The 15,028-nt window shown below is 67.5% G+C and carries 12 protein-coding genes; 3 read left to right on the plus strand and 9 right to left on the minus strand.

Translation table 11 applies throughout. The features are described 5' to 3' along the window. Window positions 1-93: 93 nt before the first annotated feature. From ACZ5SK_RS21015 to ACZ5SK_RS21025, 3 genes are all read left to right on the plus strand, one after another. Window positions 94-573, plus strand: a complete 480-nt coding sequence (locus ACZ5SK_RS21015; RefSeq protein ID WP_334579717.1) for a winged helix-turn-helix transcriptional regulator — start codon at window positions 94-96, stop codon at window positions 571-573. Between the two features lie 468 nt (window positions 574-1,041). Next, window positions 1,042-1,866 (plus strand): enoyl-CoA hydratase/isomerase family protein, encoded by an 825-nt coding sequence (locus ACZ5SK_RS21020; protein WP_361700722.1) that lies wholly within the window; start codon window positions 1,042-1,044, stop codon window positions 1,864-1,866. A 213-nt stretch (window positions 1,867-2,079) separates the two neighbouring features. Next, window positions 2,080-3,123, plus strand: coding sequence for an alpha/beta hydrolase (locus tag ACZ5SK_RS21025; protein WP_334579719.1), 1,044 nt, complete (start codon window positions 2,080-2,082; stop codon window positions 3,121-3,123). Here the strand turns inward: ACZ5SK_RS21025 and ACZ5SK_RS21030 are convergent. From ACZ5SK_RS21030 to ACZ5SK_RS21070, 9 genes are all read right to left on the minus strand, one after another. After that, entirely contained in the window at window positions 3,120-3,674 is a 555-nt protein-coding gene (locus ACZ5SK_RS21030; protein ID WP_468576425.1) for a hypothetical protein, read from the minus strand. The genes ACZ5SK_RS21025 and ACZ5SK_RS21030 overlap by 4 nt on opposite strands. 144 nt (window positions 3,675-3,818) lie before the next feature. Then, window positions 3,819-4,190 carry a hypothetical protein gene (locus tag ACZ5SK_RS21035; protein ID WP_334579720.1) on the minus strand — a complete coding sequence of 124 codons (372 nt, stop codon included), beginning with the start codon at window positions 4,188-4,190 and terminating at the stop codon, window positions 3,819-3,821. A 23-nt stretch (window positions 4,191-4,213) separates the two neighbouring features. Next, on the minus strand, window positions 4,214-5,797 hold the full coding sequence (locus ACZ5SK_RS21040; RefSeq protein ID WP_361700716.1) for an RICIN domain-containing protein: 1,584 nt from the start codon (window positions 5,795-5,797) through the stop codon (window positions 4,214-4,216). A 416-nt stretch (window positions 5,798-6,213) separates the two neighbouring features. Next, window positions 6,214-8,523 carry a beta-L-arabinofuranosidase domain-containing protein gene (locus ACZ5SK_RS21045; protein WP_334579722.1) on the minus strand — a complete coding sequence of 770 codons (2,310 nt, stop codon included), beginning with the start codon at window positions 8,521-8,523 and terminating at the stop codon, window positions 6,214-6,216. A gap of 312 nt (window positions 8,524-8,835) precedes the next feature. Continuing rightward, the gene (gene arfA / locus ACZ5SK_RS21050; RefSeq protein WP_361700712.1) at window positions 8,836-10,359 is read right to left on the minus strand and encodes an arabinosylfuranosidase ArfA; all 1,524 of its coding nucleotides are present in this window, start codon (window positions 10,357-10,359) and stop codon (window positions 8,836-8,838) included. A 57-nt stretch (window positions 10,360-10,416) separates the two neighbouring features. Continuing rightward, a complete protein-coding gene (locus tag ACZ5SK_RS21055; protein WP_334579724.1) occupies window positions 10,417-11,238 on the minus strand; it encodes a carbohydrate ABC transporter permease in 822 nt (273 codons plus the stop codon). Beyond that, window positions 11,238-12,272 (minus strand): carbohydrate ABC transporter permease, encoded by a 1,035-nt coding sequence (locus ACZ5SK_RS21060; RefSeq protein ID WP_334579725.1) that lies wholly within the window; start codon window positions 12,270-12,272, stop codon window positions 11,238-11,240. Before ACZ5SK_RS21060 ends, ACZ5SK_RS21055 begins: the two co-directional genes overlap by 1 nt. Beyond that, entirely contained in the window at window positions 12,269-13,615 is a 1,347-nt protein-coding gene (locus ACZ5SK_RS21065; RefSeq protein ID WP_334579726.1) for an extracellular solute-binding protein, read from the minus strand. Before ACZ5SK_RS21065 ends, ACZ5SK_RS21060 begins: the two co-directional genes overlap by 4 nt. 255 nt (window positions 13,616-13,870) lie before the next feature. Beyond that, the gene (locus tag ACZ5SK_RS21070) at window positions 13,871-14,758 is read right to left on the minus strand and encodes a glycoside hydrolase family protein (protein ID WP_334579727.1); all 888 of its coding nucleotides are present in this window, start codon (window positions 14,756-14,758) and stop codon (window positions 13,871-13,873) included. Window positions 14,759-15,028 lie beyond the last annotated feature (270 nt).

Consider the following 15,028-nt stretch of genomic DNA (forward strand, 5'->3'; position numbering starts at 1 on the left):
AGCTATACGGTGCAGGCCGCGGGGCGTATGTGGTCACCGGAACGAATACCCGGCGTCGATGTGGAGGTGAGTGCTGTGCCGTCAGGAAGGCACGTGTCCGGCCCCATGGATGACGAGCCGGCCTGCTCGATGGAGCGGAGCCTGCAGATACTCGGCGAGCGGTGGACTCTGCTGGTGCTGCGCGAGGTCCTCTACGGCAGGCACCGGTTCGCTGAGATTCAGTCTTCTCTCGGTATCGCGTCGAACCTGCTCAGTGACCGGCTCAAGGTTCTCGTCGACGCCGGAGTGCTGCGGACACTGGCCTACCAGGAGGCCGGCAGCAGGCCCCGGCAGAGCTACCATCTGACGCCGGCCGGGCTCGAACTGCAGCCCGTCCTGGGTGCGCTGCAGCAGTGGGGTGACCGTCACCGTCCGCGGCCCGCGGGTCCCTCCGCCTGCCGGCGGACCCGCTCCACGGGGCGGGCCGTCCACGTGGGGTTCCTCGATGAGGACGGTCGCGAGGTTCCCATGGAGGATGTGTCGCTGATGGAGGCACCCGACCCTCAGGACTCACCCCTCGGCCAGTCCGGCTGAACGCAGCCTCCGCCAACGAGTTCCCGATCCCGCCCAGCCGAATGCAGCGGTACCCGGAATGCGGCGGAACGGCGGGGGAACCGGCGGCTCGCAGGACCCGCGCCGCGGCGGTACACGGAGAGCCTGCCCGCACTCCAGTGAGCACTCCTGGGTCCATGGATCTCTTGACGGCCCGGGGCGGTCACCGGGGCTCCCTCCTGACACTCCCTGCTGCCGCCCGCGTCAGGCTGCGCGAGAGCTTCGCGGACTGCGCCATGAACAGCAGCAAGAACCCCACCCCTCACCTCCCCTCGGGCGGCTCGCGGCGCCATCCGCGCAGCCGGACGACGGCAGTGCCTGCTCAGCACCGTTGCGGGTGACACTCCGGCGTGGTCGGACTCGCCGCTTCCCTCGAACGTGGAGCCAGAGGGCAGAGTCACATCCACGCTGGATTGCATTTTTAAAGCTAGACCCTCTAGGGTCACCCCCATGAGCAATCCCTCGCAGTTTCAAGTGCATGCGGTGTCGCCGTCCTACTGGAAGGTGACCTTCGAGAACGACCCGATCAACCTCATCGATCTGGACACCGTCGAGCAGCTTGGCGATCTGGTGACCCGTATGGAGCAGGACCCCGATCTGACCGTCGTGGTGTTCCAGAGCGCCAACCCCGACTTCTTCATGGCGCACTTCGACCTCCGGTCCGACATGCAGCGCTTTTACACCACGGCGCCGGGTCCCACCGGACTCCTCCCCTACTCGGACAGCCTTCTGCGCCTCAGCAGGGTCCCGGCTGTCACGATCTCGGCCATCAAGGGCCGTGCCCGAGGAGCGGGAAGTGAGTTCGTCCTGAACACGGACATCCGCTTCGCCGGCAGCAACGCCATCCTGGGGCAGCCCGAGGTGGGCTTCGGCGCCGTACCCGGCGGCAACCCGATGGGGCGACTGGCCGAGCTGGTGGGCCGGGGCCGGGCGATGGAGATCGTGGTGGGAGGAGACGACTTCCCGGCCCAGCTCGCCGCCGAATACGGCTACGTCAACCGCGTTCTTCCCGAGGACGAGCTGGACGACTTCGTCGACACCTTCGCCCGCCGCATCGCGGGCTTCGACAAGGCCGCGGTCTCCGGCACGAAGGAGTTCGTCGACTCGGCCACCGCAATCCCCGCGGGCGACTACGCGGCCGCTCTGGCCGCCATCAGGCGCACGGGGGGGCGTCCGGAGAACGCGGATCACGTGCGCAGCCTCTTCGAACGCGGCTTGCAGCAGCCCCAGGGAATCGAACTCGATCTCGGCAAGCACGTCGCCGAGAGGTTCTGAGCCTCCCGGGCGTTCGTACCGTCACCTGCTCCATGGGGGCATGCGCGGACGGACGCCCGCGAAGCGCAACGCAACCCGGAACATGGCGCCGCGTGCGAACGGCCGCGCCTGCTTGTGATTCAAATTTGAAGCACGATGTCCCGCGGGCATCACACCCACCCCAGGGTTCACGCCGAGGCGTGCACCTCGGCCCAAACGACAAGGCCCTCCCCCATGTTCTCGATCCATCCCCGACACTCCGCGGTCCGCTTCGGCGTGATCGGAGTGTCCGCCGCGTCGCTCGTCACCGCCATCGCGATCTCCACCGGGGGCGCATCCGCTGCCACCGGCGGTGACCCGGGCTTCACCCGCCACACGATCACCCAGAAGGTCTCACTCACCGGCAGCGGACCGGCTGACCAGACACTGAGCGCCGTGGAGTACGAGCCGACCGGAGTGCGCGTCAAGGGCATTCAGGTGATGGTCCCGGGCGTCACCTACGACCACCGGTACTTCGATCTCAAGACAAGCCGCGGCTGGGTCTCGCAGGCGCGCGAAGCAGCCAAGGACGGCTGGATCTCCGTCGCCGTCGATCGCCTCGGAACCGGCGACTCCAGCAGCCCGGCCGCGGACCAGCTGAACGGCGCGACCCACTCCGCCACCATCCATCAACTGATCACCAAGCTGAAGGCCGCCCATAAGGGGCTGCCGGTCGCATTGGTCGGCCACTCCATGGGAAGCGCGGTGGCCATCAGGGAGGCCGCGACCTACAAGGACGTCGACGCCTTGGTCGTCACCGGATTCATGCACCATTCCGGCTCCGGGCAGCTGGTGTTCAACGCCATGATGCACCCCGCAGCCGAGGACGCAGCCTTCAAGGGCCGCACGATACCGGATGGCTCCCTCACCTCCAGGGACGGCATGCGCCACCAGTTCTACTGGCCGTTCAACGCCGACCTGAGCACCGTCGAGGGCGACGACGCGGTCAAGCAGATCACCACCCAGGGAGAGTTCACCGCCTTCGGGGACGAGCTGACCAACGACACGTTCGGCAAGAACGTCAATGTCCCGGTCCTGTCGCTCGTGGGCGAGCACGACGGACTGTTCTTCGACCCCGCGGACCTGAAGAAGGCCCTCGCCGCGGAGCCGGCCTCCTACGGGTCCAGCCCTGACGTCGACGTGAAATCCGTTCTCAATGCCGGTCACGACCTGGCTCTCCAGCGCAACGCCGACAGCACCACGAACACCATCAACAAGTGGCTCTCCAACAAGCTCTAGTGTCCTGCGCCGGAGATCCGTTGGCAGAAGCAGGCGAGGGAGTCGAGGATCTCTTCGGCTGTTTTGGTCCAGATGAACGGCTTGGGGTCCTCGTTCCAGTCCTTGACCCACGCGCGGATGTCGGCCTCGAGAGCCTGGACGTTCTTGTGTGCGCCGCGGCGGATCTTCTGGTCGGCCAGGAAGCCGAACCACCGCTCGACCTGGTTGATCCAGGGGGAGCCATCAACGCCGTACTGGACCATCGGATTGCGGTGATTTGGCTCACGGCCGATGGCGTGGGTGTAGGTGCTGCGGGGCAGATACGCGGCCACCTGGCGGCCCGTGGCACAGGCCGCCCCGATCAGCAGGGCGGCGCCAGGTGGGGTCTCGGGGCCGGAGCCGTCGACGACAATGCGCGCCGAGCTGAGAGCGGCGTCCCAATCCTGGCGTGCGGCCGTGATGGGTTCGGCGGCCGCGAAGCGGGTCGGGCCAAGGATGGTGGCTCCCGTGATCGTGGTCAGGCCGGGGAGGGCGTAATGGGCTGCCGTGTACGGGGATGGCTCGACGTACACGGTGCTGGAGTCTTGGGCGGGGACGGACATTGTCGGGGGTCGGGCGGGGAGTTGGAGGGCGGCGTCGACGCATGCCTCTGTTGCGTACTGGGCTTGGGCGTTGTTGCGGACGACGTAGTACGTCGGGCTGCCTCCTGCTGCTGGTCAGGAGGGGGCGCGGGGTGGGGCGGGGAGGGTCAGTGGCATGTGGGCGGTGTGCTGGCTGGCGGCCTGTACGGCGCGGTCGAGGGCTGCGGCCGGTGGGAGATGCCGTGCGCGGTGGGCGAGGTAGGTGCCGGCCAGAGTTCCGTCCCCGCCGGGCAGGCCGTACAGAGTGCCGCTGACCGGGACGAAGAGCTGAAGCGGCTGCGGAAGCCGGCCGCCGAGCAGGCGAAGACAAGCTCCATTCGCCTCATGGACCGCGAGTCGACGCGTGCCCGACGAAGTGCCGATCGTCCAGTCGTCCGAGGGCGTGACACAGGGTTCCGACGCGATGACGTGCCCACCGGAGCGGAAAGCGTCCGGTGGGCACGTCATGGGCTCGATTCGGCTCTTCCTTGTTATCTGACGAACACGAGGTTCCAGCTTTGGTCGAGGTTACCGTTCTCCTGCTGTTGCACCGCGAGCGCGCCTTCGGACGTTGATCCGTCCTTGATGCCGAGCGCCTTGGAGCTGTATCGGTTGACCAGCTTGTAGGTGCCATTCGCCGACGTCACCAGTTGCCACTCGTGGTCGGCTGTTCCGTTGTCCGACCACTGCAGGGCTTGCGCGTCGTCAGCGGTCGACATGCCGCTGATGCCGAGCACCTTGCCGGAGTTCACGTTCGTGAGCTCGTAGTTGCCATTGCTCAGCTGGGTGAATGTCCACTCGTGGTCGGCTGTTCCGTTGTCCGACCACTGCAGCGCCTGGGCGCCGTCGGTCTTCAACATGTTGGTGATGCCGAGCACCTTGCCGCTCTTGGCGTTCTGGATCTTGTAGACGTGTCCGCTCTGGATCGTGGTTCCGCTGCCCGCGGAGAAGGTGATGTTGCTGGTGTAGTTCCCGATCACGAATCGCCCGGCGGCGGCATTCGTCACCACGGCTCCATTGACCTTCAGGTTCTCGAAGGCCACGTTCTGGGTCATCCGGGTCGCGTCGTAGCCGTAGATGTTGTTGTCGTACTGCAGTGTGCCGTTGTACGAGAAGTTCTTGACGGTGACGCCGTTGATTCCGCGACCGACCGACAAGCCGTATCCCGGATTCTTGTAGGTGATCACGTCCAGGAACTTGCCGACGAGCACGTCCTCCCACCGGATGTCCGTGAGCAGGACGTTCGTCACGAGGTTCGAATCGCTCGCGGTGAGAGAAATCGGCGAGACGGCAGACAGCGGGTTGTGCGTCAGGATGTCCACGTTGGAAATCGTGATCCCGCTGATCGTGTCGGGGTCGTCCGGATTGCCGTGTGTGCCCACGTTGACCGGATGCGCTTTGCCAGGCATGAGGATCGAGTTGGTCACATTGAAGACGTTCGTGCTTCCGAAATACCCAAAGCCGGTATCGCCACGCGAGCCGTAGATCCCGATGCTGTCGTCACCGGTGCGGATGTAGGAGTCGTTGACGTTGATGTTGTTCGACGCCATCGCGTCCACTCCATCGGTCCACTTCCTGTACGCCAGCAGCTTGACGTTGTTGATGGACACGTTGTTCGAGGATCCGAGGTCGACTCCGTAACCACCGTTGTTCAGGTTGCCGTAGTCGTTGACGATGATGCCGTCGACGGTCACGTTCGTCGAGCGATCGACCGAAACCCCCTCGCCGTCGGGGTGGTAGAGGATGCCGCGCCCCCTGATCGTCACGTCGGAGACGTTGTCCGCGATGACGCCGCCCCTGATCACGGCTCCGCCGGCGATGTACAGCGTCTTGCCGCTCGGGACGGTGATGTTGCCGGTGTCGTAGAACCCGGGGCCGTAGTAGATGACGTTCGGATCCGACGCGCTGGGCACGTTGGTCTCCAGCGGGTTGGCGAAGATCATCAGGTCCTGGTCGACGTTGTCGTTCACGTCAACGACGAGCTTCATCGGCCCCGAGATCGTGAAGGTCGAGGTATTGCCGCTGATCGCCGGTGTGACGCCTTTGGCCGAGGGCTTGACCTTCACCGTCGACACGGCCCCCAGGTTGTAGGTGACGGACAGTTCGACGGGACCGTTGGTGTCGAAGTAGACGAACGAGGCGAACGACGCCCTTGAGGGTCCTCCGACCCGAGTCTGGTACTCGTCCAGGTCGGTCCAGGTTCCGCCCGGGGTGCGCACCTTGACCGTGTAGTCGGTGCTCAGGGGGTTACCGGCAGGCGCCGGGTAGGTCGTCAACGTCGTCGTGGCGGCGTGAGCGGGTATCGCGACCACGAGCGACATGAACATCGCTGTGATCAGACACGAGATGAAGGCGGCGATCCTGCCTCCGCGATGCAAGGACATCTGTACCTCAATTCGCTATAGGACCAAAGAGGGGAGTGTGTTCACACAGTGTTTACAGACCGTGACCCCGGCATGCGGCGGACGGTAGCCAGGTCCACGGTGTGGAGTCAGCGCACCAGTCGCACCTCGCGCAGTCGGATGGTGGTTGCAGGGCCGACTGCTTCGAATCGAACCTCGATGGGCCCGGCGGAACCGTCCGCGTCGAAGGGGAACAGCCGGGAGATTTCCTCGCCCTCGGAACCCGGCGAGGCTGGCAGCGTGGCCAGCGCATGCCCGTCGACCAGCACGCGGGTCGGTCCGGCACTTACGTCCGAGAGGTGGATCACCTGAAGGCCGGTGGCGGTGCCGTCCGGGTCTGTCAGGCGGTAGGACCACCATCCGGTGGCGGCCCGCCACCTCAGCCCGTCGGTGAGGCCCGACCAGGTGTCCTGCCCCTGGAAACCGTGGTCGCTCTCGGGTTGCTGCTCGCCGGCGGCAACGGCGTCAACGGTGCGGTCGTGCAGCGCGAGTGCCGCCTCGTCGGCCGCGCGCAGCTCTGCCCGCCGCTCGTGGAGCCGCTCTGGTTCCGACAGCGGGAAGTAAAGGTGGTAGCGGGAGCTGTGGATGCCGGCGAAGGGGACGAGGGTGATGGTCTCGCCCGGTGGCGCGTCCACGCGTTCCAGGGCAAACGCCAACCCGTCCGATGCGAGTCGGCGTACGTCGGCTGCCGGATCGGAGGAGTTCCGGGCGAGTACGACGGGCAGGTGCTCCAGGGGGCGCAACGGGCCGCTGGCGACATGCCCCATCCTGGAGTCGTCGGCGAAGAGACCGACCAGATCCTTCCGGTCGCCCTCGGCCGCGAGGACGCTGGGCCCGAAACGGAACGACACCCATGGCGAGCCGTCGGGCAGCAGCTCGGCGCTGATGCGTGGGTGCAGCCGCATGGTGACCGTGTCCCCTTCGCACCACCGGCGCTCGAGACGCACGTAGGTCAGGGACTGTTCACCTGCCCCGCGGCGGATCGTGAGCGGGGTTGGCCCGTGCTCGGGCGGCGTGCCGTTGATGTGGATCTGCGGTGTTCCCTCGTGCCAGCTGGGGACGCGCAGGTGGATCGCCACAGGGACGGCCGGAGCCCCGCGCACCACGAGTCTCACCTGGTTGTCGTAGGGGGCCGTTCCGGTCTGCTCGAGCACCAGGTTCTGTTCGGGCCGGCTGAGCCGGGAGGCGATGAAGAGGTTGACGAACAGGTCATTGCCTTCGGTGGTGTACACCAGCTCGCCGTACTTCGCGTGGTTCTCCAGCCCGGTCCCGACGCAGCACCAGAAGCAGTCCTGGGGCGTCGACACCACGCGGTAGTGCCCCGGTCGCACCGGTGTGAAATACACCAGCCCGCCGTCCGGATGCAGGGACGACAGAATGTGGTTGACCGTCGCCCGCTCGTAGTGATCGAGCACCTCGGCATCCGGCTCTTCGAGGAACAGCGCGCGACTCAACTTGAGCATGTTGTAGGTGTTGCAGGTCTCGGGGCCCTCCGGCGACTGGAGCGCGGAGCTGAAGTCGTCGCGGGGATGCAGGTGCTCGCGTACGGAGTTGCCGCCGAAGGAGAACGTGCGGTGCCGGGTCATGGTCTGCCAGAAGAACCGTGCGGCGCCCCGCAGACCGGGGTCGCGGGCGACCTCGCCGAGCCGCTGGTATCCGACGGCCTTGGCGATCTGGGTGTTGGCGTGCATGCCGTCGAGGACGTCGCGGTGCTCCTGCAACGGGCGGAGCAGGGACTGGTCGAGGAACCGTCGTGCCAGGGCGGCGTACCGGTCCGTGCCGGTGACGTCGGCGAGGTCCGCCAGCACCTCGCACATCCCACCGAACTCCGTGCGGAGCATGGCCTCGTGGGTGTCGTCGTCCATCCCCGCCGCCAGCTGGTCCCACCAGTCGGCCAGCCGTCGGACGGCGGTCAGCGCCAGGTCCGAACCAGCGTACCGATGGGCGTCGAGCAGGCCGGCGAAGAGCTTGTGCAGGTTGTACCACGGCACCCAGGCACCACCGAGCTCGAACGAGTCCCGCTCCACCTGCCCTGCGGCCACCCGCTGCCACAGCCGCACACCGTCGGGGATGCCCCCGACGTAGCCGGTGCCCAGGGCGTCCTGGCACTCGACAATGCCCTGCACCAGGCGTTCGACCATGACTCTTGGCCGGGGATCGTCCGTCACCACGCTCATGAGAGCGGCGCCCGACAGCGCGTGCCCGACGGTGTGGCCGTCGAGACCCGAGCTTTCCCAGTTGCCGTAGGACTCGGCAACCGGCGGCAGGCCGGCCTCGCGCCGCAAGGGCGCGAGGAGCCTGTCGGCGTCGAGGGACAGCAGGTAGTCGAGAGCGGTGGCCTGCGCGCTCAGGAACGGACCGGGAAGGAGGCGTACGGCGCTGCGGGGGACTGTCTGCATGGATGTTCGTTTCCGTCGTTCGAACGCTGCGGCCTGCGGGGGAAGCGGCGTCGTGGTGGCGGCGGGCCGGCTCGCGAGCGGGCCGCTCAGCCGATGGGTCGTGGTCGGCGTGAGCCGCATCACCGGTCCGGCCCCTTGGGAGGGAGGATGGGAGCCCCAGGGACTTCGTCGCGGTCGCACACGAGGGTGTCTCCGCTCACACCCGCAGGCGGGCGACCTGGATCGAGCTCCGGCGGTCGTCGTGGCTGCTGTGGTCCCCGGAGCCGTCGTCGGATCGCTTCGGGTGCGATGACGGGCACGTGGTGATCGTGGTCAGCCCTGCTGGCTCGTCAGCCGGATCATGTTCCAGGACATGGGCTCGAGTTCGGCGCGCAGTACTCCTTCCGCGACGGTGCTGCCGGTGGCAGCGCGCGGGGTGACACGATTCGGCTGGTCCGCGGTGTTGCGGGCCTCGGGGTCGGTGTCAGCCAGGACCAGGTGCTCCACCACGGTGTGGGCCTCGATGCCCCGAAGGTCGATCTCCAGGGGCAAAGTCGTGTCCTGGCCGCGGTTGACGGCGAAGACGGTGACGGCACCGGTCTCGTCGTCGGTGACGGCGGTGGCGTGCAGCAGCGGGACGTCGCCGAAGCGGGTGGTGGGGTAGGTGGGGCTGTCGACCTCGACGCGGAGGACCCGGCCGCGGCCGTGGGCCGACGCCTGGGCGAAGGGGAAGAACGTGGCCTGCCGCCACGCGAGTCCGCCCGGTTCGGTCATGATCGGCGCGATGACGTTGACGAGCTGGGCGAGCGAGGCCGCGGTGACCCGGTCGGCGTGCCGCAGCAGGGCGATGAGCAGCGAGCCGAAGACCACGGCGTCGGTGACGGTGTAGACGTCCTCCAGGATGCGTGGTGCCTGCTGCCAGTCCTCCACGGGGTGCGGGTTGGGCCGCTGCTGGTACCAGACGTTCCACTCGTCGAAGGAGAGGTTGATGCGCTTGGTCGCTTTGAGGCGGGCGCGGACATGGTCGCAGGTGGCGACGACCGACTCGATGAAGTGCTCCATGTCCACGGCGGAGGCCAGGAACGAGGCGCGGTCGCCGTCGATCTCCTCGTAGTAGGCGTGCAGGGAGATGTGGTCGACCTCGTCGTAGGCGGCCTCCAGGACCGTGGCCTCCCAGGCGGCGAACGTGGGCATGGACGACGCCGAACTGCCGCAGGCGACCAGTTCCAGCTCCGGGTCGATCAGCTTCATGGCGCGGGCGGTCTCGGCGGCGAGCCTCCCGTACTCCTCGGCCGTCTTGTGGCCGATCTGCCAGGTCCCGTCCATCTCGTTGCCCAGGCACCACATCTTGATGCCGTACGGCTCCTTGGCGCCGTGGGCGCCACGGCGGTCGGACAGTTCCGTACCGCCCGGGTGGTTGCAGTACTCCAGCAGCCGCAGGGCGTCCTCCACCCCGCGGGTGCCGAGGTTGACGGCCATCATCGGTTCCATGCCGGTCTTGGCGCACAGGTCCATGAACTCGCCGAGGCCGAACTCGTTGGTCTCGGTGGACTTCCAGGCCAGATCGAGGCGGGTCGGCCGCTCCTCGCGCGGGCCGACACTGTCCTCCCAGCGGTAACCGGAGACGAAGTTGCCGCCGGGATAGCGGACGGTGGTGACGCCGAGCTCGCGGATCAGCTCAAGGACGTCCTGCCGCAGGCCGTCCGCGTCGGCCATGGGGTGGCCGGGCTCGTACACGCCTGTGTAGACGCAGCGGCCGAGATGCTCGACGAACGATCCGTACAGCCGGGGGTTGACGCCGCCGACGGCGAACGCCGGGTCGAGGGTGAACCGTGCGGTGGTGCCGGGGTGGGACATGACTGCCTTTCATCGAAAGGTGGGGAGAGTTTTGAAGGCGACGCCTGTCAGGTGGGGTTACTTCAGTCCGGAGGTGGAGATGCCCGCGACGAAGCCGCGCTGGAGGATCAGGAAGAGCACCAGCACCGGCACGACGTACATCAGGGTTCCTGCCGCGACGAGGTTGTTGAGCTGGCCCCCGTGCGAGTTCTGGTAGCCGACGGTGAGCTGTACCGCGAGGGTCGTGCGGCTGGTGTCGAGCAGCAGAGCGGGCGCGATCCAGTCGCCCCATGTCCAGGAGAAGGACAGGATCAGGCTGGTGGCGATGACCGGCCACGACTGGGGCAGGAAGATCCGCCAGAAGATGCGGAACTGCCCGCAGCCGTCCACGATCGCGGCCTCCTCCAGTTCCTTGGGCATGTTGGAGAAGAACTGCCGGAACAGGAAGATCAGATACGGTGCGCCGGCCAGGCCCCACAGCACCCAGGGTATGTAGGTGTTGAGCAGGCCGATCTTGCCGAACAGCAGGTAGGTCGGGATGAGGGTGATGATCTGCGGCATCATCATCGTCGCCAGCAGCACGCCGAAGATCACTCGTTTTCCGGGTGCTTCGAGCCGGGCGAAGCCGTACCCGGCCCACGCCGAGGCGAGGGTCGCGAGGACCGAGTAGATGACGGCGATCGTCAGGGAGTTGCGGGCGTAACCGAAGTAGTCCCAACTGGTCAGCGCATCCACGAAGTTCCCCGGGCTCGGGAGGTGCGGCCACCAGTGGATGGGGACGGCACGCAGCTCGGAGGGGTCCTTGAACGCGGTGATGACGAGCCAGGCGAAGGGGCTGAGCATGAGGACGAGAGCGCTCACCAGGAGCATGTAGACGACACTGCGCCGGGAGAGCACCATCACGCGCCTCCGATCGTGCGGGGCTTGGTCTTCGCACGTTCCGGCTCCACGGAGTAGAAGACCGCGCCCTTGCTGAGTTTGAAGACGAGGAAGGTGACCGCGACGATGATCAGGAAGAGCACCCACAGCAGGGCGGAGGCGTACCCGTAACGGCTGTCGACGAGGTACTGGTCGAGCACATGGATCATGAAGAGGTTGTTGCTCTCCGGGACGGCCGCGAGGCCTTTCGGGCTGGGGTCGAGCGAGATGAGCAGCGGTGCGAAGGTCTGCAGCGCGGCGATGATCCCGGTGACGACCTGGAAGAAGATGACGGGCGAGAGCAGCGGCAGGGTGATCCGGGTGAAGGACTGCCAGAAACTGGCGCCGTCCACCCGGGCCGCCTCGTGCAGTTCCCTGGGGATGTCCTGCAGTCCCGCCAGCGAGATGATCATGACGTTGCCCACGCCCCACAAGGTCAGGACGATCAGCACCCAGCGGGCGTAGGGATCCGCCAGCCACGCGATCCCGTTGACGCCGAAGAGGTCCAGCAGGCCGTTGGCCGCCCCCGAGTCACGGTCGAAGATCATCCTGAAGGTGAGTGCGGCACCGACCGGCGGCACCACGGCGGGCAGGTACAGCAGCGTGCGGAACAGGCCGCGGGCCCGTATCGGCTGGTTCACCAGCACCGCCAGGAACAGTCCCGCCACAATCGTCAGCGGCACGGTCAGCGCGGTGAACACCCCTGTGCGGGCCAGGGAGTGCAGCGTCTCCGCGTCCGAGAAGACCTCCTTGTAGTTGTCCAGGCCCACGAAGCGGGTGTTCGGGGACAGTCCGTCGGAGTTGGTGAAGCTCAGCCAGAGGGCGTACCCGAGCGGAAAGGCCGTCAATGTCAGGAAACCCAGCACCCAGGGGCCGGTGAAGGCGTAGAAGGCCCAGGCTCTGCGCGCCGTCCGGGAGCGGCGCCGGCGCGGCGGCCCGGCGGCCGCCGTCCCGGCCGGGGCCGGGGTCTGCGCGCCCGGCCGGGCGGTGGTTCCGGTGAGCTGTCCGGTGCTCACCCCAGCACATCCTTGCCCTTGGAGAGCAGGTCGTTCATCTGTTGGTTCAGCGCGTCCGCGACCTTGCCCGCCGACGTGCCGGACTTGACGGCGCCCGGCAGCACCTTGCTGATCACTCCGTCCAGGGCCGTCAGCTGGGCGTACGGGGTGAAGGTCAGGACCGAGAAGTGGGCGAGCTCCTGCTGCTGCACGTCGAAGGCCTGCTTCTGGTAAGGCTGGTTCTGCGGCATCTTCGGGCGCAGCGGCTTCAGGGTGGGGATGCCCCAGCCGCCGGCGGCCCGGGCCTGGGCGGGCGCGCCGCCGAAGAACCACTCGAAGAACTTCCAGGCCGCGTCCTTGTTCTTGGCGTCCCTGGGCATCCAGAAGCCGGTGGCGCCGAAGCATGCGCTGACGCGGCTGCTGCCCAGCTGGGGCGCGGGCGCGAAGCGCGAGACCGCGGCGACCTTGGGATCACCACCGATCGCCCCGCCGAACCAGTAGCCGTCGGTGGCCATCGCCATCCGGCCGGCCTGATAGGTGGGCCAGTCCCAGCCGTCCGGGTTGGGGTTGGCGACGCTCGGCCCGATGTCGGCCTTCGTGTAGTCCAGGTACCACTTCAGCGCCTTGAGCGCCTCGGGGGAGGAGAAGTCCACCGAGGCCAGGTCCTCGGCGAACAGCCTGCCGCCGGCCGACGCGGTCATGCCCATCAGCTGGGAGAAGTATCCGAGTCCGGAGGCGTTCAGGCCGTACACCTTCACCTTGCCCAGCCGGCGCTTGGTCAGGCGCTTGCCCAGGTCCAGCCACTCGTCGGCGGACAGCGGCTCGGTCTCACTGGGCAGGTCCAGCTTCGCGGCCTCGAACATGTCGGTGCGGTACCAGAACATCTGGTCCTGCGAGTAGTCCTTGGCCATGCCGTAGCGCGGGCCCGCGCCCTGCTTGCTGCCGTCGTACCGCCACAGGTCGTTGACCGGGTCGAGGTCGGCGGGCTTGAGCACCGTGCTCTTGGCGAAGTACGGGTCCAGGTCGGTCATCAGCTTGCGGGCGGCGAAGTACGGGGCTTCCACAGCGCCGAGCCCGCGGACCACGTCCGGCGGCGTCTTGGCGGCCAGCAGTGCGTTGAGCTTCGTGGTGTCGTACTTGAGCCACCTGATGTTCACGCCCAGTGCCTTCTGGGCGGCCTTGATGTCGAAGTCGTCCTTCTCACCCATGACGGTGAGCGTCTTCTTGCCGTCGCCTCCGCCCGAACTGCTTCCGTCGTCGACGGAGGCGGCACATCCGGACAGAGCCGTGACGGCGAGCGCGGCACTGGCGGAGATGGTGAGGAATCGGCGTCTGTCGAGGGACTCTGCGCTCGGTATGGACATGCTGGACAACCTTTCGTGCGGGGCGTGCGGAGCTGCCGCGGGAAGGAGAGCGGCTGAGCGGGACTCGGGGATGGGCAGGGGCCGGGTGGGGAACGTCGGGCTCGCTCGGCCCGAGAGAACCGGGTCTGCGCGAACCGGCAAGGGTGAGCGAAGACCGCTGGCGTGGGGCGCGCGAATCGTCGCTGCCGGAAGGCCGGTGAGTGGTCGGCGCTGCGATCCCGGTGTGGGTGCCCGGGATGTGCGGGGGTGCGTGGATCAGGGGTGAGGCAGTGCGTGGAACGCCACGGTGTCGCGGTCCAGCAGCAGGCGGTCGCCGTCGGTGGTGACCCGTGCCAGCTGGACGACGGAGCGGCGTGGACCCGGGCCGTGGCCGCCCGCCGGAGCCGTGTCCCGCTGCGGGTGGGTGAAGTAGAAGACCCAGGCATCCTCGGGTCCCGTGACGACGTCGGCGTGGTGTCCCACGCCCTGGTCGTCCATGCGGGTGCCGGACCCGTCGAGGATGCGGCCCGCCGGGGTCCAGTCGTCGAGGTCGGCGGAGCGGAAGACGTCCTGGCCGTCCCAGCAGTCGACGATCATCCAGTACCGGCCGCCCAGCTCGAAGACGTTGGGCCCCTCGTGCTGCCGGTGCTCCAGGACCGGGCCCCGCACCTGCCAGTCGTACAGATCGGCCGAGTCCGCGGCCCAGGTGTGCGAGCCGTGGGCCTCGTCCTTGTACCACATGCGCCACCCGGAGCCGTCCGGCACCGGGTGGACGCAGGCGTCGATGACCTGGCGGGAGCTGAGCGGCACCGGTCCGACGTGGGCCCAGTGCCACAGGTCGCGGCTGGTGTAGTGGAGGATCTGCCGGTCGTGTCCCTCCCAGCGGTCCGGCACGCCTTGGATGTAGCTGACGTACATGTGGAACACCCCGTCGGGCGCACGCACGACCTCCGGAGCCCAGAAGGTGTTGGTGCCGGGCTCGAACGGGAGGCTGTCCAGGACCCCGCGGTAGAGCCAGTCGTGGCCGTCGGCGCTGGTCGCCACGCCGATCGCGGTGCCATGCACCCAGGCGACGCCGGGCGCGTCCACGTCGGCGCGACGCTGTGTGTAGAACATCCACCACTGCCGGCCGTCGTGCACGACGACGGGATCGGTCGGGCCCACGTGGACAGGGTCTTCGTACAGGGGTGCCGGGGCTGGAACCAGGGAGGCCATGACGGACCTTCTTCTGCCGACGACCGCCGGCTTCGTAACGGAAGAACGCGCCGAAACCGGTAAACCGGGTGTTACGGCTAGGAAGCGGGATCAGAATGTCCGGCGCGTTCATCGTCGTCAACCCCTTGGGATCAACCTTCTTCCCGATCGGCCTCGGACCGCCCGCCGCCCCACACCTCTTCGATCCGCTATTTACGCAGTTCAACAACGCCAAGTCCC

It is taken from the genome of Streptomyces sp. NPDC031474, assembly GCF_055581185.1.